19 protein-coding genes are annotated in these 20,454 nt (G+C 63.9%); 7 read left to right on the top strand and 12 right to left on the bottom strand.

All coding sequences use genetic code 11. The features are described 5' to 3' along the window. Positions 1 to 142: transposase (locus MUW49_RS18610; protein ID WP_210537842.1), on the top strand; the 142-nt coding region annotated here is incomplete at its 5' end. 61 nt (positions 143 to 203) lie between these two features. Here the strand turns inward: MUW49_RS18610 and MUW49_RS18605 are convergent. The 3 genes from MUW49_RS18605 to MUW49_RS18595 form a co-directional block, all read right to left on the bottom strand. Continuing rightward, on the bottom strand, positions 204 to 761 hold the full coding sequence (locus MUW49_RS18605; protein WP_103259422.1) for a cytochrome b/b6 domain-containing protein: 558 nt from the start codon (positions 759 to 761) through the stop codon (positions 204 to 206). Positions 762 to 808: 47 nt separating this feature from the next. Beyond that, the gene (locus tag MUW49_RS18600) at positions 809 to 1,078 is read right to left on the bottom strand and encodes a PepSY domain-containing protein (protein ID WP_010672753.1); all 270 of its coding nucleotides are present in this window, start codon (positions 1,076 to 1,078) and stop codon (positions 809 to 811) included. A gap of 121 nt (positions 1,079 to 1,199) precedes the next feature. After that, positions 1,200 to 1,652: a YaiI/YqxD family protein gene (locus tag MUW49_RS18595; protein ID WP_039039769.1), complete on the bottom strand. Its 453-nt coding sequence runs from the start codon at positions 1,650 to 1,652 to the stop codon at positions 1,200 to 1,202. A 131-nt stretch (positions 1,653 to 1,783) separates the two neighbouring features. Here MUW49_RS18595 and zntB point away from each other — a divergent pair, with 131 nt between their 5' ends. Continuing rightward, positions 1,784 to 2,749 (top strand): zinc transporter ZntB, encoded by a 966-nt coding sequence (gene zntB, locus MUW49_RS18590; RefSeq protein ID WP_171865294.1) that lies wholly within the window; start codon positions 1,784 to 1,786, stop codon positions 2,747 to 2,749. A gap of 9 nt (positions 2,750 to 2,758) precedes the next feature. Beyond that, positions 2,759 to 3,277, top strand: coding sequence for a mechanosensitive ion channel domain-containing protein (locus MUW49_RS18585; protein ID WP_010672756.1), 519 nt, complete (start codon positions 2,759 to 2,761; stop codon positions 3,275 to 3,277). A gap of 36 nt (positions 3,278 to 3,313) precedes the next feature. On the opposite strand, the gene MUW49_RS18580 is transcribed toward MUW49_RS18585, so the two are convergent. The 8 genes from MUW49_RS18580 to MUW49_RS18545 form a co-directional block, all read right to left on the bottom strand. Further along, positions 3,314 to 3,562 carry a hypothetical protein gene (locus MUW49_RS18580; RefSeq protein WP_010672757.1) on the bottom strand — a complete coding sequence of 83 codons (249 nt, stop codon included), beginning with the start codon at positions 3,560 to 3,562 and terminating at the stop codon, positions 3,314 to 3,316. Between the two features lie 69 nt (positions 3,563 to 3,631). Beyond that, positions 3,632 to 5,422: a sodium:proton antiporter gene (locus MUW49_RS18575; RefSeq protein WP_103243800.1), complete on the bottom strand. Its 1,791-nt coding sequence runs from the start codon at positions 5,420 to 5,422 to the stop codon at positions 3,632 to 3,634. Positions 5,423 to 5,516: 94 nt separating this feature from the next. Continuing rightward, positions 5,517 to 6,038: an MltR family transcriptional regulator gene (locus MUW49_RS18570; protein ID WP_010672759.1), complete on the bottom strand. Its 522-nt coding sequence runs from the start codon at positions 6,036 to 6,038 to the stop codon at positions 5,517 to 5,519. Between the two features lie 96 nt (positions 6,039 to 6,134). Further along, a complete protein-coding gene (locus MUW49_RS18565; RefSeq protein ID WP_042015428.1) occupies positions 6,135 to 7,280 on the bottom strand; it encodes a mannitol-1-phosphate 5-dehydrogenase in 1,146 nt (381 codons plus the stop codon). Positions 7,281 to 7,317: 37 nt separating this feature from the next. After that, positions 7,318 to 9,246, bottom strand: a complete 1,929-nt coding sequence (locus MUW49_RS18560; protein WP_201872702.1) for a PTS mannitol transporter subunit IICBA — start codon at positions 9,244 to 9,246, stop codon at positions 7,318 to 7,320. A gap of 644 nt (positions 9,247 to 9,890) precedes the next feature. Beyond that, positions 9,891 to 11,912, bottom strand: coding sequence for an exoribonuclease II (locus MUW49_RS18555; RefSeq protein WP_010672763.1), 2,022 nt, complete (start codon positions 11,910 to 11,912; stop codon positions 9,891 to 9,893). A gap of 86 nt (positions 11,913 to 11,998) precedes the next feature. Beyond that, on the bottom strand, positions 11,999 to 12,898 hold the full coding sequence (locus MUW49_RS18550; protein WP_010672764.1) for a LysR family transcriptional regulator ArgP: 900 nt from the start codon (positions 12,896 to 12,898) through the stop codon (positions 11,999 to 12,001). A gap of 233 nt (positions 12,899 to 13,131) precedes the next feature. After that, on the bottom strand, positions 13,132 to 13,761 hold the full coding sequence (locus tag MUW49_RS18545; RefSeq protein ID WP_244813068.1) for an acyl-homoserine-lactone synthase: 630 nt from the start codon (positions 13,759 to 13,761) through the stop codon (positions 13,132 to 13,134). 64 nt (positions 13,762 to 13,825) lie between these two features. Here MUW49_RS18545 and MUW49_RS18540 point away from each other — a divergent pair, with 64 nt between their 5' ends. From MUW49_RS18540 to MUW49_RS18530, 3 genes are all read left to right on the top strand, one after another. Next, positions 13,826 to 14,608: a LuxR family transcriptional regulator gene (locus MUW49_RS18540; protein ID WP_010672766.1), complete on the top strand. Its 783-nt coding sequence runs from the start codon at positions 13,826 to 13,828 to the stop codon at positions 14,606 to 14,608. A 262-nt stretch (positions 14,609 to 14,870) separates the two neighbouring features. Next, positions 14,871 to 15,491 carry an L-lysine exporter gene (lysE, locus tag MUW49_RS18535; protein ID WP_041212291.1) on the top strand — a complete coding sequence of 207 codons (621 nt, stop codon included), beginning with the start codon at positions 14,871 to 14,873 and terminating at the stop codon, positions 15,489 to 15,491. 128 nt (positions 15,492 to 15,619) lie between these two features. After that, the gene (locus MUW49_RS18530; RefSeq protein WP_244813069.1) at positions 15,620 to 17,599 is read left to right on the top strand and encodes a bifunctional 2',3'-cyclic-nucleotide 2'-phosphodiesterase/3'-nucleotidase; all 1,980 of its coding nucleotides are present in this window, start codon (positions 15,620 to 15,622) and stop codon (positions 17,597 to 17,599) included. 114 nt (positions 17,600 to 17,713) lie between these two features. Here the strand turns inward: MUW49_RS18530 and lpxL are convergent, their stop codons facing one another. Next, positions 17,714 to 18,637, bottom strand: a complete 924-nt coding sequence (lpxL, locus tag MUW49_RS18525; protein WP_244813067.1) for an LpxL/LpxP family Kdo(2)-lipid IV(A) lauroyl/palmitoleoyl acyltransferase — start codon at positions 18,635 to 18,637, stop codon at positions 17,714 to 17,716. Positions 18,638 to 18,885: 248 nt separating this feature from the next. On the opposite strand from lpxL, the gene hldE reads away from it, so the two are divergent. Further along, positions 18,886 to 20,313 carry a bifunctional D-glycero-beta-D-manno-heptose-7-phosphate kinase/D-glycero-beta-D-manno-heptose 1-phosphate adenylyltransferase HldE gene (hldE, locus tag MUW49_RS18520; RefSeq protein WP_052815074.1) on the top strand — a complete coding sequence of 476 codons (1,428 nt, stop codon included), beginning with the start codon at positions 18,886 to 18,888 and terminating at the stop codon, positions 20,311 to 20,313. Positions 20,314 to 20,454: the final 141 nt, after the last annotated feature.

Here is a 20,454-nt window from a genome sequence, read left to right as displayed (position 1 = left end):
TGCAAACTACCCGATGCACACGAGTGTGCTGGAAGGGGTGAACAACAAGATCAAAGTGATAAAGCGTATGGCATATGGATTTAGGGACTCAGAATACTTTTTTCTGAAAATCAAGGCGGCCTTCCCCGGAAAGCCGCGATGAACCCTTTTTTTGGGCAGATGAGCGGGTGAACAGAGGAGGGGACTGGTCGGCAGCCCGGCCATCAAGCGCGGGGGTCTTCCACCTTGATGTTGGCGGGGACCCGCTTTTTGCCCAGCACCATGGCGCGGACCAAATCGCTGCGGGTGAGGCGATCGGTCAGGAGTACCACTGCCGCATGGACGCCAACGGCGGCCATCAGGGTGTTGGCGATGATGCCGTGCAGCTCCTCCAGCCACTCCTCGCCCCAGAAGGCATCCCAGGTGGTGAGCCAGCCGGTGACGACGGTCCCGACCAGGGACAGCAGCAGCAGCCAGATCATCAGGGAGCCGACCGGATTGTGGCCGAGGTAGTAGGGGTGGCGCCCCTGGGCGAGCTGGCGCAGGTAGTAGCGGACCCGGGCAGGGGTTGGCCACCACTGGCCGAAGCGGGCGTAATAGGGGCCGATCAGCCCCCACAGCAGGCGGATGATGAGCAGGATGCCCACCGCGTAGCCAGCATATCTGTGGGGTTTGCTGCCCTCTTCCAGCACGAAGAAGTTGAGCAGGCAGAGGGTGACGGTCGCCCAGTGAAACACCCGGATGAGGGGATCCCAGACTTTCACTTCAGAGGCAGGTGTCATGGCAAGGCTCCATGGTGGGGGCCGGGGGAAGACCGGCCGGGGCGGCGTTACTCGTCGATCTCTTCTTTCACCTTTTTCAGGTCGGTCGGGTCGAAGTAGATCTCGACCTTGCGCTTCTCCTTGTCCCAGCCGTAGATCTCGTAGCAGCCGGTCTTGGTGGCCTTGAACTTCTTGATGTCGTAGCCCATCGCCTTGATCTGCTGCTGGGCGTCGGCTTCGCTCATCCACTTGCTCTTGTCGGCCTGGGTGCATTGGGGGTCGGCCAGGGCTGCGCCGCTCAACAGGGGGATCAGTAACAACAGGGGGGTTAGTTTCATTGCTTGCTCCTTGCGGGTGGTTGGGTCAACAGTCGCAAGGCTAATCAAGGAGCATTAAGGAAGAATTAAGGGAAAAGGGAAATGAATGGCTCTCCCCGGCGGTGGGCCGGGGAGAGGGTGATCAGCTCAGCTTGCCCCTGACCAGCCACTTGTCCAGCGCATTGGCGAAGCGCTGCTTGTCGGCGGCGTTGAAGGGCGCAGGGCCACCGGTCTGGACGCCGGCAGAGCGCAGCTCCTCCATGAAGTTGCGCATCCCGAGCCGTGCCTGGATGGTCTCCCGGGTGTAGATCTCGCCCCGGGGATTGAGCGCCTCGCCCCCGGCGTCGATGACCCAGGAGGCGAGGGGAATGTCGCCGGTGATCACCAGGTCGCCTGGCTTGACCTGCTGGGCGATGACATGATCTGCCACATCGAAGCCCTTCTCCACCTGCTGGGTCTTGATGAAGGGGGAGGGGGGGACTCTGAGTCCCTGGTTGGCCACTAGCGTGGTCACCACCTGGGCGCGGTGGGCGGCGCGGTAGAGGATCTCCTTGACCGGGATGGGGCAGGCATCGGCATCAACCCAGATGGGCATGGCATGGCTTCCTGTGTCTGGAACGGGTGGCGCATCTTAGCATGGCTGGTGCGGGGCGGCTGCCCCGGGGCTGAGTCGTCCCCGCCTTTGGTGTAAGCTGGGGCCTGCACATGAAACGAGAAGGAGACGAGATGGATCGGGTGCCCGGTGACGTGATTTATGGCCTGACCCTGGACGGCAAGGGGGGCATGACCCCGCTGGCCGAAGGTAGCGAGATCCCCGGTGCCCAGCCCGGCTGGCTGCATCTGGACTACGGCAACCCGGAGTCGGCGCGCTGGCTGCTGCAGACGCCGCTGCTGGGGGAGGCGGCCCGGGAGGCCCTGCTCGGCCAGAGCAATCGTCCCAAGCTGGTGCGGATGGGGGAGACGGTGCTGCTGATCCTGCGCGGCATCAACCACAACAAGGATCACAGGCCTGAAGAGATGGTGGCCCTGCGGATCTTCATCACGCCGGATCTCATCATCAGCAGCCGACGTCGTCCGCTGCTCTCCGAGAAAGATGTGTTCGAGCAGCTGTCGCTGGGGGGCGGTGCCGACACTCCCGCCGACTGGCTGGTGGAGATATGCGACGCCCTGACCGACCGGGCCGGGGAGTTCGTCGAGGAGCTGCACGACCAGATCCTGGATCTGGAAGAGATGGTGCTGATGCGCGACCTGCCCGCCAACGGTCGGCTTGCGCGCATCCGCAAGCAGCTCATCATGATCCGTCGCTACCTCTCCCCCCAGCGGGATCTGGTGGCGCGCCTGGCCAACGAGAAGATCAGCTGGCTGGACGAAGATGACAGGCGACGCCTGCTCGACATCGCCGACCGCTTGCGGCGCTGGCTCGACGATCTGGATGCCGGGGTGGCGCGCACCGCCGTGCTGGCGGACGAGATCAACAACCTGATGGCGGAGGCGACCAACCGCCGTGCATACCAGATGTCGGTGATGGCGCTGCTGTTCCTGCCCGCCAGCTTCCTGACCGGCCTGTTCGGCATCAACCTGGGGGGGATCCCCGGGGCCGAGAGTCCGACCGCCTTCTGGGTGTTCTGTGGCTTCCTGCTGGTGCTGGCGACCGGACTGGCGGTCTGGCTCAAGCACAGGCGCTGGTGGTAAGGGGTGAACATGACGACATGGGAATCTTTTGGCGTGACCCTGCTGCTGTTGCTGGGGCACACCCTGGTGCGCGGCCTCATTCACAAGAGCCTGATGGCCCTTGGCCAGAGCCGGCAGGTGAGCGAGAACCGGGTGATCTACGTGGAGCACGTATTCCACTTCCTGCTGGGCTGCGCCACCCTGCTGATCCTGGCCGGGGTCTGGGGGCTCGACTTCTCCCGGCTGGTGGTGCTCGCCTCCTCCTTCTTCGCGGTACTGGGGGTCGCCATGGTGGCCCAGTGGTCGATCCTCTCCAACATCACCGCCAGCATCACCATCTTCTTCGCCTTCCCCTACAAGATTGGCGATCGCATCCGCATCCTCGACAAGGATGACTCTGTCACCGGCATCATCACCGAGATCGGCCTCTTCTACGTGCGGGTGCGGGATGACAACGGCGATCTGGTCACCTATCCGGCGAACCTTATTCTGCAAAAGCCGGTGAGGCGGCTGGAGGGAAAGGAGGCTGAGTCCACGCAGCCGGAATGAGAAAAGGCTCCCTCGGGAGCCTTTTTCGATGGCTGTTCAGCGTTCGAAGAAGCGGTAGAGGTGCTCGACCTGGACGGGGCAGTCGGCCACCAGGTGGATGTGGTCCCGTGCCTCCTCGGTGGACGAGAAGCTCATGGGGCACCCCAGGGTGTCCGTCATCACGTAGAGGTGGCCGTCCTGCCCCCTGAACTCCACGATCCAGCCGGGGGAGACGATGTCGTGCATGATCTCCGCCTCCTTGAATCTGTGCTGCTGGTGAAGCGCGCGCAATTCACTGACTGTCATGACATCCTCCTATGACTCATGGCGCCACCCTCAAGTCTAGTTCTCCTTCCCGGTGGCGCCGTCATCGGATCAGGGCGCCGTCACCCCCTCCCGGGGTGGTTGCAGGGCGATCAGCAGCTCTCCGGGCAGCGGCGTGACAGGGCCGGTGACCACCCTGGGTCTGGCCTTGGCATCCAGCACGAACAGAGGAATGGCGCCGGGATTGGCATCCTGATACTGGTCCCAGTCGAAGGTGTCGCTCAGGCGGGTCGCCTTGATCTGCCCGCCCCGGCTCAGCAGGCCGCTCAGCCTGGCGAAGTTGATGTCGGCGCCGAACAGGTTCTGGCGGGCACGGAAGGTGGCGCTCTCCCGGTTGGCCTTGCCGTGCTGTTCGCTGGAACGCAGGGAGTGGACCTTCTCCTCCCCGTAGAGGTGGGCGAAGTGCAGCACCCCGAGGGCGTTGTTGTGGCGGCTGGGAGAGAGCGCCAGCACGGTGCTGATGCTGGTGAGGGGCAGGTGCCGCTCGGCGTGCTCCGACTGGGGGTTGCCGAAGTAGCAGGGCAGGCCGCTCATGCGGGCCAGCTTGCAGTGCTCCCAGGCAGGATCGGAGAGCTGCACCGGGATCCCCTGATCCGCCAGCGCCTTGCCGATGGCCCGGGCCACCGAGTTGGCGCCGATGAGCAGCCAGACATTGGGGGCGCTCTGGCGCATGTCGAGCAATCTGGCCAATGGCGTGGCCGTCAGGCTCTGCAGCACCACGGTGAAGATGATGACCGCAAACACCAGGGGCACCAGCTTGTCGGCATCCTTGATGCCGGCCTCGTGCATGCTGATGGCGAAGGAGGCGCTGACCGCCGCCGCCACTATGCCCCGGGGGGCTATCCAGGCGAGCAGGGCGCGGGCGCGCCAGGGCAGGTCCGACCCCCGGGTCGAGACCAGGATGCAGAGCGGGCGGGCCACGAACTGCACCACGCACAGCAGGGCCAGCACCATGGGGCCGAGCTGCCAGAGCTGGGCCAGATCGAGGCGGGCCGCCAGCAGGATGAAGAGGGAGGAGATGAGAATGACGGCGAGATCCTCCTTGAAGGCCAGCACCTCCTCCAGATCCAGCCCCTCCTGGTTGGCGAGCCAGATGCCGAACACGGTCACCGCCAGCAGGCCGGATTCGTGACTGAGCCAGTCAGACAGGGTGAAGGTCACCAGCACCAGCGCCAGTACCCCGAACTTGTGCAGGCTGACCGGCAGCCAGTCCTTGCGGATGAGCAGGGTGGTGAGCCAGCCGGCACCGACCCCGATGAGCGACCCCACTCCCACCGTCTTGGCCAGGGCCAGCAGGGTATGACCGACCAGATCCCCCTGGCTGCCGAGGCGCACCGCCTCGAACACCAGTACCGCGAACAGGGCGCCGATGGGGTCGATGACGATCCCCTCCCAGCGAAGGATCTTGTCCACCTCCCGGACCGGGCGGATCACGTTGAGCATGGGGGCGATCACCGTGGGGCCGGTCACTACCAGCACGGCGCCGAGCACCATGGCGACCCGCCAGTCCAGCCCAAGCAGGAAGTAGCTGGCGGCGCCGATGACGGCAAAGCTGGTCACCATGCCGGTGGAGCAGAGGTTGCGTACCACCTTGCCGATCCCCTTGAGTTCGGTCAGGTGCAGGGTCAGCGCCCCTTCAAACAGGATGATGGCGACCGAGAGGGAAACCAGGGGAAACAGCAGATCCCCCAGCAACTGATCGGGATCGAGCAGACCGGTCACCGGGCCGAGCAATAGGCCGCTCAGCAGCAGGAACAAAATGGCGGGAACGCGCACGGACCAGGCAAGCCATTGGGCGAGCAGGGAGATGAGGGCTATTCCGGCGAGGGAGAGAGCAATCATGCCAACCTCGTACAGGTGATGGGGTTGGACCTAGTGTAGCGGGGAAGGGGGGCAAGATGACACCCGCCAGGCGTGCAGGAGAGAGCCGCTCAGATCAGATGGGGCTCTCTTTGTGGAGTTCGGTGACGCAATCGGTCACCGCCAGCACCAGGGCGGAGCGCACCATCTGATCGAGCCGGTTGAGCTGCATCTGGTAGAGGGGCCAGTCCTCCTCGTTGGCCGGGGGATCCTGCGGCATCATGCTGCCCTGCTGGATGGCATTCAGGCGCTCGAGCAGATCGCGGACCGGCTTGTCGCTGAAGCGGTAATCCTTGGGGTCGCGTACCAGAAAGTCGCGGATCTTCAGGTACGCCTCGAGATCCTGATAGCGCTCGAGGGAGATGAGGCCGAGGGCGAAGATGAGCTTGAGGCGCACCTCCAGCTGGCCGAGGGGGCCGCTCTGGTTGAGCAGGGGTTCGATGGCGTATTTGACGGCATACTCCTCCTGACGAAAGGCTCGCCGCATCAGGGAGTCGACCGCCTCTTCCAGGATGGTCACGACCTCGAGAAAGAAGCCGCGGGGGCCATCCTGCTCGTTCAGTCGCTCCAGTACTTCATCTTCCTGGTGTGTGGTCATAAGTGCTTCGGGTCCGGCTGACAGGGGGAGAGCAGGCCTCCCCCGGTTTGTATCGTATGGGGTCCGTCACGGGCGGTGTGACGCCACCCCATCAGGTCACTTCAAGTTGTTGTAACGGGCGACGATGGTGCGTACCACATCGCTGTGCTCATCCAGGCCGGTGACGCGGGCCAGGGTCCGTGCCGGACCAAGTTCCGCCAGCATGGCCTGCAGCTCCACCGCCTGGGGATCGTCCTCATTGCGGTAATGCAGTGCGGCGGCGATGCCCTCCTGCAGGTGATCGCTCGGCAGGCCGTATTCCAGGGTGCCGAGCAGCGGCTTCACCAGTCTGTCCCCCGCCGCCAGCTTGCGCAGCGGCTGGCGACCGACCCTGTCAATCTCGTCCACCAGATAGGGGTTGGCGAAGCGGGAGAGGATCTTCTCGATGTAGGCGGCGTGCAGGCGCGGGTCGAAGCCGTAGCGTTTCACCAGCACGGCCCCGCTCTCCTCCATGGCGCGGCGCACCTTGCTGCGGATCAGCGGATCCTCGATCGCCTCGCGCACGGTGTGATAGCCCCTGAGCTTGCCGAGGTAGGCGGTGACGATGTGGCCGGTGTTGAGGGTGAACAGCTTGCGCTCGACGAAGGCCATCAGGTTGTCGGTGGGCTCCATGCCTGCCACCTGGGGCAACTCCCCCTTGAACTGGGTCCGATCGACGATCCACTCGCTGAAGCTCTCCACCGTCACCTCCAGGGGATCGTCGTTCGCCGCGGCGGGCGGAACGATGCGATCCACCGCCGAGTCGACGAAGCCGACGCACTGCTCGAGGGTGGCATGATACGCGACCGGCAGGTACTTGAGTACCTCCTCCTTGAGGTGGCTGGTGCCGCGCACCATGTTCTCGCAGGCGATGACGTTGAGGGGAGTCAGGTTGCCGGCATCGAAGCGGGCCTGCAGCCCCTTGGCCAGGGTGCTGGCAATCTTGTCCAGGATGTTGGGGCCGACCGCCGTGGTGACCAGATCGGCGGTGATGATACGGGCGATCACCTCGTGTCCGGCCGAGCTGACGGCGGCAACGTTGCGCACCACGTCCAGCTTCTGATCCGTGCCCACCACGTGCACCTTGTACTCCTGGCGGTGGTTGAGCTGGTCGATCAGGGTCTCGTTGACATCGGCGAAGGTGACCTGATGGCTGGCGTCAGCCAGCAGTTTGCCGATGAAGCCCCGACCGATGTTGCCGGCACCAAAATGCAATGTTTTCATGATATTAACCTCTACAACCAAAGACGATGACGGATGATTACGCGGCCTGCTCGGCCCCCAGCAGATCCAGGAACTCCTGGGGATCCTGGGTGCTGGCCAGACGGTCGACGAGACCGGGCTCATCCAGTGCATTGGTCAGGCGGGTTATGACCTGTATGTGTTCATCGTTGCGGGCGGCAATGCCGATGACCAGGCGCGCCACTTCATCGGCGCCCTCGCCGAAGGCGACTCCGGCCGGGTACTGGCAGATGACGATGCCGGTACGCTTCACGTGCTCCTTGGCGGCGATGGTGCCGTGGGGCACGGCGATGGATTCGCCGAGGTAGGTGGAGACCAGCTGTTCGCGCTCCAGCATGGCGTCGACGTAGTCCGGTGCCACATAGCCTCGCTCGGCCAGCAGCTTGCCGGCGGTCACGATGGCCGCTTCCTTGCTCTCGGCCTTGAGGCCCAGGTGCACGTCCTGCAGGCTCAGGGTGAAGACTTCCGGCTCCTGCGGCTCGTAGCTGTCGTCGTTGGCCGCCACCAGCAGTTGCGGGTTGGCGACGTCATCGTTGGCCGCGTTGGCCAGGCTGAGGTTCTGCACCAGCTCCTGATAGAGGGCGTTGTCGAGGAAGTTGGTCAGCGAAATGTGCTGTGCATGCGGCGCATGGCGACGGGCACGGTCGGTGAGATCCTTGTGGGTGATGACCAGATCCACCTGATCGTCCAGGTTGTTGATGGCACGGTTGGTCACGCTGATGTCGAGACCGGCGGCCTGCACCCGCTTGCGCAGCATGCCGGCGCCCATGGCACTGGAGCCCATGCCCGCATCGCAGGCGACGACGATGTTGCGCACTGCGGTCAGCTCGGTTTCCGGCTTCTTGGCGGCGGTGGTCTCGGGCTTGGCACCCTTCATGGCCTTCATCTTGCGGGTGGCTTCACCCAGGGCATCGGCCTCGTCGGCTTCCGGCTGCTGGGCACGGACGAACACGGCGGCGACCAGGAAGGAGACGGTGGCGGAGGCGACGATGGAGAGCAGCACCCCGATGAGGGAGGCTTTCGGCGTCATCAGCAGCACGGCGAAGATGGAGCCCGGGGAGGCGGGGGAGACCAGACCGGCGTTGAACAGGGTCAGGGTGAAGACCCCGGTCATGCCGCCTGCGATCACCGCCAGGATGAGGCGCGGGTTCATCAGCACGTACGGGAAGTAGATTTCGTGGATGCCGCCGAAGAAGTGGATGATGGACGCACCGGCAGCGGACTGCTTGGCGGCGCCACGGCCGAACACCATGTAGGCCAGCAGCACGCCCATGCCCGGACCCGGGTTCGCTTCGATCAGGAAGAAGATGGAGCGGCCCTGTTCGGTGGCTTGCTGGATCCCGAGCGGCGAGAAGATGCCGTGGTTGATGGCGTTGTTCAGGAACAGGATCTTGGCCGGCTCGACGAAGATGGAGGTCAGCGGCAGCAGGCTGTGGGCGACCAGGAAGCCGACACCGCTCGCCAGCACGCCGGAGAGCACCTTGACGAAGGGACCGATGACGAAGAAGGCGAGAATGGCGAGCAACATGCCGATGATGCCGGCGGAGAAGTTGTTCACCAGCATCTCGAAGCCGCTCTTGACGCGACCTTCCATCGCCTTGTCGAAGCGCTTGATGGCCCAGCCACCCAGCGGGCCGACCATCATGGCGCCCATGAACATGGGGATGTCGGTCCCCACGATGACGCCCATGGTGGTGATGGCACCGACCACGGCACCCCGGTCCCCCCCGATCAGCTTGCCGCCGGTATAGCCAATCAGCAGCGGCAGCAGGTAGGTGATCATGGGACCGACCAGCTTGGCCAAGGTTTCATTGGGCAGCCAGCCAGTGGGGATGAAGAGGGCGGTGATGAAGCCCCAGGCGATGAAGGCGCCTATGTTGGGCATGACCATATTGGACAGGAAGCGTCCAAAATTCTGTATCTTGACTTTGGTATCCGGTGATAACATGTCGGGACCCCGTTTTAAGCCTGTGTGATTAAAAGTGGTAGTCGGGATGACGAGTTTTGCCGAACTCCCATCCCAGTCGTCTAAGCAACTTCAATCTACCAGCTTGTGATCAAATTAGGCTGAAAACGGGGTGTCTTGTGACCTGGATCTCAAATACCCCGACCTCCCCCCTCCCGACATAGTGATGACGATCACAGTCAGTCGCTGTATTTCGGCTACATTTCGATCTTCTCGCCTCTGGGTGTCAATTTTTTGTGATTGATGTCTCGTTTTGCGGTTTGCGCAAACACGGTGTCAACGTGACTGTTGTCACAAAACCAAACTTTGCACTCAAATGAGTCATATTTTGTCGCCTCGTATTCGCAAGTAATGACGATGGATATGCCGCAGTTCATCGTTAATCACCAATGAATCATTTATTTTGTAACCCACTTTCAGTTTTTCCCCCGAGAGGTTCGGTTCCGACAAGGCCTCTTGTGACGCCCGGGTGGCGGATCCTGATCCGCTCCCGTCTCGATCCTCCCTGCCGGTAGCGACGCAGGCTGGGGCCTGCGAGCGGGTCTCCCATTCCGTCTGCCCGCGGAGCGCAGCCATAAAAAAAGCCCGCAGGATGCGGGCTTTTGCAGAGCAGACAAGCAGGGGGATCACTGCGCCTTGGGGGCCTCGTCGGCAGGCGCTGCATCGGCCTCGCTGGCAGGAGCGACCGGCGCCGGACCCGGCACCAGATCCACCGCCGGCTTGGCGATGAGGGAGCGGGTCTCTTCCACCGCCTCGGTCAGCTTCACCTCGATGATCTGGCCGAGCTCGTAGACCACCTCGGTCTTGTCCAGATAGACGCGGCCGTTGTCCCAGTTGCACTCCAGCCGATCCTTGTTGTCCAGGATATGGCGGGCGGGCATGAAGACCACGGCGCCGTTCTCCTGCAGGCGCAGCTTGAGGCCGGCGCGCATCACGTCGATGATCTCGGCGTTGAACACCTTGTCGGTGCCCGCATCGGCCTTGAGGTAGCGCACATAGAGCCAGTCGCCGATGTCGCGCTCCACCATGCGGTGCAGGCGGCGGCAGGCGGTCAGGTGCTCGGTCAGCTCCAGGCTGGGGCGCTCACCCGGGGTCTTGCCGGCGATGACCGCCTTGAGCAGGCGATGGTTGACCATGTCGCCGTATTTGCGGATGGGGGAGGTCCAGGTGGCGTAGGCATCCAGACCCAGGCCGTAGTGGGCACCCGGTTCGGCGGACATCAGGGCATAGCTCTGGAAGCGGCGGATCTTGCCGTCCAGCCAGCGGGTGTCCAGGTTGTCTATCCAGCGTCGCAGGGCGCAGAAGCCGGAGAGGCTGGCGATCTCTTCCTTCTCGAACGGGGCCTCGGCGGTCTTGAGCAGCTCGATGGCGCCGTCCAGGGACTCCTCGTCAAAGCCGGTGTGGACGTTGAAGATGCCGTAGCCGACCTCTTTGCCCAGCACGCGGCCGGCGCAGATGTTGGCGGCGATCATCGACTCTTCCACCATGCGGTTGGCGATGCGGCGCGGCTCCACGTGGATGGCCAGCACTTCGCCGTCTTCACCCAGCTCGAAGTCGTAGTCGGGTCTGTCCGGGAACACCAGGGCGTGCTCGGTACGCCACTTGATGCGGGCCTCCGTCATCGCCTTCATCAGGGGCAGCTGGGCCAGGACGCCGGCGTCGATATCCAGCGCTTTGCCGTGCTCGGCCCAGTCGGAGACGTCGTCATAGCTGAGACGGGCATGGGAATTGATGCGGGCGGCGAAGAACTCGGTCTCCTCCAGCAGCAGGCCATCCTCGGCGATGAGCAGACGGGCGCACAGGGTGTTGCGCTCCTCGCCCTCTTTCAGGGAGCAGAGCTCGTCGGAGAGGGTGCGCGGGATCATGGGTACGTTGCGTCCCGGCATGTAGACGGTGAAGGCGCGCTGGGCGGCCTCCTTGTCCAGCTCGCTCCCCTCGGCCACATAGGCGGTCGGGTCGGCGATGGCCACCAGCAGCTCCCAGCCGTTCTCCAGCTTGGTGATGGCCAGGGCATCGTCCATGTCCTTGGTCTTGGCACCGTCGATGGTGAAGAAGGGAACCTGGGTCAGATCCCGGCGGGGCAGCTCTTCCTCTTCGATCACCTTCCACTCCGGCAGGTCCGCCGGTTCAATCTGGGCCAGGTTGTGGCGCGCCAGCACCACCCACCAGGGCACGTTGTGATCTTCCTGGGTGGCGATGAGCTGGGTGATCTCGGCGGAGAAGTTGCCGTCCACCAGGGCATGGCGCTTGAGGGTGGCGACCACCCAGTCCCCTTCCTTGAAGGATTTCTCGTCCAGACCCTTCTTGGCGCGGGCCTTGATGGCGTCCTTGATGAGGGGGTGGTCGGGCACCACGTTGAGGCGGTCGCGGAACATCTTGACGCGGCCGACGAAGCGGGTGACGGCCTGCTCCAGCAGGGCATCCGGCTCGGCCACCTCTTTCTCTTTTTCAGTGCGGATCAGGGCGCTCACCCGGTCACCGTGCATCACCTTCTTCATGTAGGGAGGCGGCACGAAATAGCTGGTCTTCTCATCGACCTCCAGGAAGCCGAAGCCCCGATCGGAGGCGCGGATCACACCCTCTTTCTTGGGGATGTTTTCGCGGATTTGTTGCTTGAGCTGGGCCAGCAGCGGATTGTCTTGGAACATAAATGGGGAACCTGAGTGGAGACCTGATGGTTAATCGCCCAGCACTATACGTTTTTACCCCCCCAAAGCCAAGGTGAATGGCCCCCTCAACGGGGTTGCAGTGCCCGTCGCCCCTGCTGGATCAGGCGCTGGGATATCTGCTTGTGCAGCCCCCGCTCCAGCACCCAGCGGTGCCAGTAGAGCTGCTCGACCAGGTGGTGATCCGGGTTGAGATCGAGCAGGCGCCCCTCTTCCAGTTGCTGGCGGATCTGCAATTCCGGGATGAGGCAGCAGGCCAGCCCCTGCTCCGCCATGGCGACGAAGGCCTCGGAGGATCGCACCGTGTGGCAGGGGTAGCCACCGGGGGGAAGGGCGAAATGACGGGCCATGTAGCTGATGTGCATGTCGTCGCGCTGATCGAAGGCCACCGCCGGCGCCTTGGCCAGGGCCGCCGCCGTGAGGCCGTTCGGGAAGTGGCGGGCGACGAAGGCGGGGCTGGCGGTGAGCAGATAGCGCATCTCGCCGAGTTCGTCGACGCAGCAGCCCGCCAGCGGCTGGGGTTGCAGGCTGACGGCGCCGAACGCCTGCCCCTCGCGCACCCGGTCCAGGGTGCGGCTCTCGTCATCCACCAGCAGGTTCAGCTCGATGGGGTATTGCTCCAGCAGTGGTGCCAGGGCGGGCAGGAACCAGGTGGCCAGGCTGTCGGCATTGACGGCGATGCTGACCCGGATGGGGGCCCTGGGCTCGTCGGGGGAGAGCTCGCCGGCCAGCTCCAGCTCCAGCTGGCGCACCTGGCGATAGTGGGCCAGCAGCTTCTGGCCGAGCCCCGTGGCCTGCAGCGGCTGGCTGCGGATGATGAGCGGCTCCGCAAACTGCTGCTCCAGCTGCTTGATGCGCTGGGAGATGGCGGACTGGGTAATGTGCAGGCGCTGGGCGGCACGCTCGAAGTTTTGCTCCCGGATCACCGCGTCCAGGGCCAGCAGCAGCTTGTAGTCCAGCGTCTTCATCAGCATTCCTTATGAAAAAAGGGAGTTCAGCAAGAATGCTACTCAAGGGAGCGTCAGAGGACAACCTGACCGCCCCCATGGAGGGGGCCCGTGCCCGGGGCTGCCCCTGTGAGATGTGACAGTAGTCCTGACATGAGATTCATAAGATACTCACCCGGTCCGTTTTTGCATGGGGTGGAAACGGACCATAGCGAGCGTCTTGAATCCCGGGCCGGTCCCGGGACTTTTTTTGCTCAGATGACGGCGAGCAGAGCATCCCCCGCCGGCCGGTAATGGCCCTGCAGGGGGCGATGGACGGCGCGGTCGAAACGCTCGTCCAGGTGGAAGCGGATACCGACCCCGCGCACGGCCCCCAGATCCACCGCCTGGCGATGGCCGAGGCGCTCGATGGGCAGGCCGAGGCGGCGGAAGATGCGCTCCACCGGCAGGCTGACCACGGCCACCAGCTCGCGGATCCCCTGCTCCCTGGCGAAGGCCAGCACCTCGCGGAAGATGACGCAGGTGAGTTCGCTGATGCCGTTCTCCAGGCGAGGGGCCCGGTCGGCGTCGATGGCGAGGCGGGTCAGCTCCCACACGTCGTTGCCGCGCGGCGGGGCTTCGCCAGCGAGGGCGGTGGGGAAGATGCTGGGCAGCATGTAATCCTGGGCGCAGCTGAGCAGGCGGATGCAGCCGCACAGCCCCTGCTTGTCTTCAATCAGCACCCAGTGGGTGTCGGGCTTGTCGAAGTTGTCCCGCTCCAGGCCACGGCGGGATTCCACGTCCCAACCGAGTCGATCGTAGAAGACGCGGTTGCGAAATCGGTAGAGCTCGTTTTCGACCTCCCATCTGGGGTGTTCTTTCAATTTTCCTTTGAAAACAAGCATTCATGTCTCTCCATTTCATGGTTAGGCGCTATAATCCAAGGCCTTGGCCAGGGGAGGCTTGCCTATGACACGCGACCAACTGCTTGAGTACCTGGAACATTTCACGCTGGTGACCGATGGCAACCGGTTGTCCGAGCTCATCGGCCGCTTCACCCTGGGAATGGGTTACGACTACTACCGCTTCGCCCTCATCCTGCCCATGTCGATGCAAAGGCCCAAGGTGGTGCTGTTCAACCAGTGCCCCGACTCCTGGGTACAGGCCTACACCCTGAACAACATGCTGGCCTGCGATCCCATCATCCAGCTCGCCCGCAGGCAGACCCTGCCCATCTACTGGAACCGGCTGGACGAGAAGGCGCGCTTCCTGCAAGAGGGGAGCATGGATGTGATGGGGCTGGCGGCGGAATTCGGGTTGCGCAACGGCATCTCGTTCCCGCTGCACGGGGCGGCGGGGGAGAACGGCATACTCTCTTTCATTACCCGGGAGCGGGCATCGAGTGATCTGATGCTGGAGTCCTCGCCCATCCTCTCCTGGATGTCCAACTACATCTTCGAGGCGGCGATCCGGATCGTGCGCCAGAGCATGAGGGAGGACGATCCCCAGGAGCCCCTGACGGAGCGGGAGACCGAGTGCCTGTTCTGGGCCAGCGAAGGGAAGACATCGGGGGAGATCGCCTGCATCCTCGGCATCACGGAGCGCACCGTGAACTACCACCTCAATCAGGTCACCCGCAAGACGGGGTCGATGAACCGCTACCAGGCCATCGCCAAGGGGGTGAGCAGCGGCATCCTGCTGCCGAACCTGGAGCAGGTGGTGGTCACCAACTTCCCCTCCCTGCTGCAGTGAATACAGGCCCGGCGGCACCGGCTCGTCGCCTGGCATCCCCTCTGTCGCCATCACCGCTGTCCTGCGCCGTCCCATCCTGCCGCCGATTCTCGGGGCGGGGCTGTGACCCCACAATTGTCAGATCCTGCAATTGACAACCTTCTTTGTGTGGTTTCGGCCCGGTTTTCATCAGTTTTATGAATGCATCAGAAAATGAATGAATTTCTCTGATTGCCCGTGCCCCCTTATAGTGCGTTTCTCACTTTCACAGGAACGCATCTCCATGTTCGCCACCACCCTGCAAGGCTTTACCCTCGGCCTTGCCATGATCATCCCCATCGGGGCCCAGAATGCCTTCGTGCTGAGCCGGGGCATTCACCGCAATCACCACCTGCTGACGGCGACCCTCTGCTGCCTGTGCGATCTCGTGCTGATCGGCATCGGGGTGTTCGGCGGGGCCAACCTGCTGGCAGCCAGCCCGATCGGTCTGGCCCTGCTGACCTGGGGCGGCGTGCTCTTCCTCGGCTGGTTCGGTATCCGTTCCCTGCGCAGTGCCTGGCGCGGCCAGGAGGCGGCCCTGGCGGACTCGCCCCGGTTGATGGGGGTGAAGAGCGTGCTGGCCATGACCCTCGGAGTCACTCTGCTCAACCCCCACGTCTACCTGGATACCCTGATGTTGCTTGGCTCCTTCGGCAGCCAGTTTGCCGAGGAGCTCAGACCCGCCTTCGCGGCGGGGGCTATGCTGGCTTCTCTGGTCTGGTTCTACGGACTGGCGTTCGGGGCGGCCGCCCTCTCCCCCTGGCTTGCCCGGGGCCGGGTGCAGCAAGCCATTGATCTTGTTGTAGGTCTCATCATGCTGGTGCTGGCGGTCAAGCTGGCATTGGGTGCCATACCGGCCTCATGAGGCTATTTTTGTGCCGGGCTTCATAAAAATGAGTCCCGGTGCCATCTGCTGACATATTCGTCTGTTAAATTCCCGGCGCTGGTAAAGCGTTACTCATAATAAAAGGGAAAAAAACAGTGAATAACACCATGAAGCTGGGGGCTATTGCCGCCATCGTGCTGCTGTCTGCCTGCAGCAACGAGAATGACAGCAAGGCGCAGCCGGGGACCGTCTCCCTGCGCCTGATCCAGACCTCTGATATCCACTCCAACGTGCTGGGGTACGACTACTACCAGAACAAGGAGGATCGCAAGTTCGGCCTCTCCCGCACCGCCCTGCTGATCCGCGCCGCCCGCGCCGAGAACCCCAACAACCTGCTGCTCGACAATGGTGACCTCATTCAGGGCACGCCGCTGGCGGACTACATCTTCGAGCAGTCCGGTGCCGGCTATCTCGAGAAGCAGGCGCACCCGGTGTTCAAGGCGATGAACGAGCTGGGTTACGACGCGGGCAACCTGGGCAACCACGAGTTCAACTACGGCCTGGACTACCTTGGCAAGGTACTGGCGGGAGCCGACTTCCCCTATGTGAACGCCAACGTGTTCGAGGCGGGGGCCTTCAAGCGCGATGCCAAGGGACAAATTGACTGGAGCGGCAACAAGTTCACCCCCTATCTGCTGCTGGAGCGCGAGGTGACCGATGACAAGGGCCAGCGCCAGCGCGTCAAGGTGGGCATCCTGGGTCTGACCCCGCCCCAGGTGCTGCAGTGGGACAAGCGTCATCTGGAGGGCAAGGTGGTGGTGGCCGACATGGTCGAGACCGCCAATCACTATGTGCCCGAGCTGCGCGCCAAGGGCGCCGACATCGTGGTGGTGGTGGCTCACACCGGCATCAATGCCAGCAGCTATGAGGCCATGATGGAGAACTCCGCCTGGCATCTGGCCAAGGTGAAGGGGGTGGACGCCCTGATGCTGGGCCACGCCCACAAGAACTTCCCCGGGGACTTCCCGGATCTGCCGGAGGTGGACAACCAGGCCGGTACCCTGAGCGGCATTCCCACCGTGATGCCCGGCTACTGGGGCAACCACCTCGGCATCATCGACCTCAAGCTGGAACAGGTGGACGGCAAGTGGCAGGTGAAGCAGAGCCAGGCCAGCCTGCGCAAGATAGACGCCAGCGAGGGCAGTGCGGTGGATCAGCGGGTGGTGGACCTGGTGCAGGCCGACCACGACGCCACCAACCAGTGGCTGGACGAGCCGCTCGGCAAGATCACCTCCCCCATCCACAGCTTCTTCGCCCTGGTGCAGGACGACCCCTCGGTGCAGCTGGTGAGCGATGCCCAGCGCCGCCACGCGGAGCAATTGCAACAAGACGGCCTGCTCAAGGAGTCCTACCCGATCCTCTCGGTGGCGGCCCCCTTCCGTGGCGGTCGCAACGGCATCAACGACTTCACTTACGTGGCTCAGGGTGACATCTCCCTGCGCAACGTCTCCGACCTTTACATCTATCCGAACACCCTGCAGGTGGTCGAGGTGAACGGGGCCACCGTCAAGGAGTGGCTGGAGATGAGCGCTGGCCAGTTCAACCAGATCGACACCGGCAAGACAGAGGTGCAGTGGCTGGTGAACGAGAGCTTCCCCACCTACAACTTCGATGTGATTGACGGGGTCAACTACGAGGTGGACATCACCCAGCCGGCCCGCTACAGCAAGGACGGGGTCAAGGTGAGCGACGGCCAGCGCATCAGCGGCCTCACCTTCTACGGCCAGCCCGTGGACCCGGCCCAGAAGTTCTACGTGGTGACCAACAACTACCGCGCCAGCGGCGGCGGCCACTTCCCGGGCATCGACGGCAGCAACATCGTCCATGAAGATCCCTTCGAGACGCGGGAGATCATCGCCCAGTACCTGAAGGCCCAGTCTGCGGACAACCCGGCCGGCTTCAGCCCGGCGGCCAACAACAACTGGCACATGAAGGCCCTGCCCGCCAACGTGGACGTTCGCCTCTACTCCTCGCCGACCGACGAGGCCAAGGCCCTGGCGGGGGCGGATCTGTCGTACCAGTCCACCCTGCCGATGGATGACGCCAAGCACCCCGGCTACGCCATCTACCGCCTGATCCGTCAGTAAGGCAGACGCCGGCAGCCAACAAAAAAGCCCTCGCAGTGCGAGGGCTTTTTCATGGGGCGCGGTGCCATCCTGCCCTGTCGTCTGGACTTGCCCGGTCGACGGGGCGGGAGGGCATCAGTAGTAGCCGGGATCGTCCGGATTGGGGCGGGTCTTGAAGCGGCGGTGCAGCCACATGTACTGCTCCGGCGCCTTGCGCACGGCGGCTTCAATCTCGCGGTTGGCGCGGCTGGCGTCGGCCAGATCGTCGCCGCTCGGGTAGCCTTCCAGCGGGGCCCCGATATGCAGGGTGTAGCCCTCCCGGGTGCGGATGTTGTAGCAGGGCAGGGTGACGGTGTTCTTCACCCGGGCCAGGGTGGCGGTACCCGTGATGGTGGCGGCCTGCTCCACCGCGAAGTAGGGCACGAAGACGCTGGCATGGCTGCCGTAGTCGTGATCCGGTGCATACCAGAGGGCGTCGCCGTTGCGCAGCGCCTTGATCATCCCCTTCACGTCCATCCGGTCCACCAGGTATTTGTTGGAGGCGCAGCGACCGTGGTACTGGGCGTACTCCAGCACCGGATTGGTGTTGGGGCGATAGACGCCGACCCCGGGGCGCACCAGGCCGAAGCAGCGGGCATTGAGCTCCAGCGTCAGGAAGTGGCAGGAGAGCAGCAGCATCCCCTGGCCCTTCTCCATGGCGTTGATGACGTGCTCTTCCCCTTCCACCTTCATCAGGCGGCGCATCCGCCAGTCTGGCCAGAACCAGGCCATGCCCACCTCGAAGATGGCGCAACCCACGCTCTCGAAGTTCTGCACCAGGAGGGCTTCGCGCTCATCCCGGCTGAGCTCGGGCATCGCCAGCTCCAGGTTGCGGCGGGCAATCTTGACGCGGGATTTCAGCAGCTTGCGGGCCAGGGTGCCGAGCTGGCGGCCCAGCCACATCTGGCTGCGCCAGGGCAGCAACACCAGCAGCCAGAGCAGGGAGAGGCCCAGCCAGCTCCCCCAGTAACGGGGATGGAACAGACGGGGTTCGAGGCGGGGAGCGTGTTCTTGGGCCATGAAGAGTCTCTTGTTCGCAAAGGCAAAGGGGGGAGTCCGACCGAACCGGGGGGCCTGTGTGGGGTGGCCCGGCGCGGATGCGGTCACTCGCATGTCGAGGATTCTATCCGAAAAGCGGGGGCGGGCGCGAATCGCCGTCATCTGGTCAGAGGGGGCGTCAGGGGGCCGGGCCGTGCTTTTTTCACGCCCCGGAAAAGAGTGTGATAAAATCGGCCGCTGAATTTTTCAGGTTTTGAGAGCCGATACAGATGAAAATCACCCTGCCCGAGTTTGAAAAAGCCCGCATCCTGGTCGTTGGCGATGTCATGTTGGATCGCTACTGGCATGGCCCTACCGGCCGGATCTCCCCCGAGGCGCCGGTCCCCGTGGTCAAGGTCGAGCACATCGAGGAGCGCCCGGGTGGCGCCGCCAACGTGGCGCTCAACTCCGCCGCCCTCGGCGCCCAGGTCGTGCTGCTGGGCCTGACCGGTCAGGATGAAGCCGCCGATGCCCTCGCCAGCCAGATGGTCGGTGTCAAGGTGGCCTGTGATTTCGTGCGCCTGACCGACTATCCGACCATCACCAAGCTGCGGGTGCTGTCCCGCAACCAGCAACTGCTGCGCCTCGACTTCGAAGAGGCCTTCCACGACGTGGATGCCAGCCTGCTGATGGGCAAGGTGGAGCAGGCGCTGCCCCAGGCGGACGTGATGATCCTCTCCGACTACGGCAAGGGCGCCCTCAACGATGTGCCCGGTATGATCCGGCGTGCCCGCGCCGCCGGCATCCCCGTGCTGGTCGACCCCAAGGGGACCGATTTCGAGAAGTACCGCGGTGCCACCCTGCTGACCCCCAACATGTCCGAGTTCGAGGCCGTGGTGGGCAAGGTGAAGGGGGAAGAAGACCTGGTCGCCAGGGGGCTGGAGCTGGTCAAGCGCTTCGAGCTGGACGCCCTGCTGGTCACCCGTTCCGAGAACGGCATGACCCTGATCCGCGAAGGGCAGCCCGAGCTGCACCTGCCGGCCCAGGCCCACGAGGTCTATGACGTCACCGGTGCCGGTGACACCGTCATCTCCACCCTGGCGACTTCCCTTGCCGCAGGCAAGAGTCTGGATGAGGCCTGCGCCCTGGCCAACACCGCCGCCGGCATCGTGGTCGGCAAGTTGGGGACCTCCACCGTGAGCCCGGTGGAACTGGCCAACGCCCTCTACACCGAGCAGGAGACCGGCTTTGGCGTCATGTCCGAGGCCCAGCTCAAGGTGGCCGTCCAGGCCGCCCGTCTGCGCGGCGAGAAGGTGGTGATGACCAACGGCTGCTTCGACATTCTGCACGCGGGTCATGTCTCCTATCTGGCCAATGCGGGCAAGCTGGGGGATCGCCTGATCGTGGCGGTGAACACCGACGAGTCCGTGCGTCGCCTCAAGGGGCCGGGTCGCCCGGTCAACCCGACCGAGCGCCGTATGACTGTGCTGGCGGCCCTGGGTGCCGTGGACTGGGTGGTCCCCTTCAGCGAAGACACTCCCCAGCGTCTGATCGCCGAGATCCTGCCAGACCTCCTGGTCAAGGGGGGCGACTACAAGCCCGAAGAGATCGCCGGTTACGCCGAGGTGACCGCCAACGGCGGCGAGGTGCGGGTGCTGAACTTCGAGGACGGCTGCTCCACCACCGACATCATCAAGACCATCCGCGAGCGCGGATAAGCGTAAAACCCGGCCAAGGCCGGGTTTTTTGATGGGGCTGCCGGGTCGGTGACATGGCCGCTACCTGGCAGGCCCCGACCAACGCACTTCCAGCGGCGAACAGAGATGAAAAAGGCGACCCCGGGGTCGCCTTTTCTCATG

Source organism: Aeromonas sp. LsrichE-8G (assembly GCF_022869435.1).
Lineage (GTDB): Bacteria > Pseudomonadota > Gammaproteobacteria > Enterobacterales > Aeromonadaceae > Aeromonas > Aeromonas caviae.
Note: the sequence above shows the minus strand (reverse complement) of the source record. Positions and strands in the feature narration are given on the sequence as shown.

Bases quoted from the DNA above. Each gene is read 5' to 3' on its own strand.
- MUW49_RS18605 (WP_103259422.1), bottom strand. From the start codon at position 761: ATGACACCTGCCTCTGAAGTGAAAGTCTGGGATCCCCTCATCCGGGTG.
- MUW49_RS18600 (WP_010672753.1), bottom strand. From the start codon at position 1,078: ATGAAACTAACCCCCCTGTTGTTACTGATCCCCCTGTTGAGCGGCGCA.
- MUW49_RS18595 (WP_039039769.1), bottom strand. From the start codon at position 1,652: ATGCCCATCTGGGTTGATGCCGATGCCTGCCCCATCCCGGTCAAGGAG.
- zntB (WP_171865294.1), top strand. From the start codon at position 1,784: ATGGATCGGGTGCCCGGTGACGTGATTTATGGCCTGACCCTGGACGGC.
- MUW49_RS18585 (WP_010672756.1), top strand. From the start codon at position 2,759: ATGACGACATGGGAATCTTTTGGCGTGACCCTGCTGCTGTTGCTGGGG.
- MUW49_RS18580 (WP_010672757.1), bottom strand. From the start codon at position 3,562: ATGACAGTCAGTGAATTGCGCGCGCTTCACCAGCAGCACAGATTCAAG.
- MUW49_RS18575 (WP_103243800.1), bottom strand. From the start codon at position 5,422: ATGATTGCTCTCTCCCTCGCCGGAATAGCCCTCATCTCCCTGCTCGCC.
- MUW49_RS18570 (WP_010672759.1), bottom strand. From the start codon at position 6,038: ATGACCACACACCAGGAAGATGAAGTACTGGAGCGACTGAACGAGCAG.
- MUW49_RS18565 (WP_042015428.1), bottom strand. From the start codon at position 7,280: ATGAAAACATTGCATTTTGGTGCCGGCAACATCGGTCGGGGCTTCATC.
- MUW49_RS18560 (WP_201872702.1), bottom strand. From the start codon at position 9,246: ATGTTATCACCGGATACCAAAGTCAAGATACAGAATTTTGGACGCTTC.
- MUW49_RS18555 (WP_010672763.1), bottom strand. From the start codon at position 11,912: ATGTTCCAAGACAATCCGCTGCTGGCCCAGCTCAAGCAACAAATCCGC.
- MUW49_RS18550 (WP_010672764.1), bottom strand. From the start codon at position 12,898: ATGAAGACGCTGGACTACAAGCTGCTGCTGGCCCTGGACGCGGTGATC.
- MUW49_RS18545 (WP_244813068.1), bottom strand. From the start codon at position 13,761: ATGCTTGTTTTCAAAGGAAAATTGAAAGAACACCCCAGATGGGAGGTC.
- MUW49_RS18540 (WP_010672766.1), top strand. From the start codon at position 13,826: ATGACACGCGACCAACTGCTTGAGTACCTGGAACATTTCACGCTGGTG.
- lysE (WP_041212291.1), top strand. From the start codon at position 14,871: ATGTTCGCCACCACCCTGCAAGGCTTTACCCTCGGCCTTGCCATGATC.
- MUW49_RS18530 (WP_244813069.1), top strand. From the start codon at position 15,620: ATGAAGCTGGGGGCTATTGCCGCCATCGTGCTGCTGTCTGCCTGCAGC.
- lpxL (WP_244813067.1), bottom strand. From the start codon at position 18,637: ATGGCCCAAGAACACGCTCCCCGCCTCGAACCCCGTCTGTTCCATCCC.
- hldE (WP_052815074.1), top strand. From the start codon at position 18,886: ATGAAAATCACCCTGCCCGAGTTTGAAAAAGCCCGCATCCTGGTCGTT.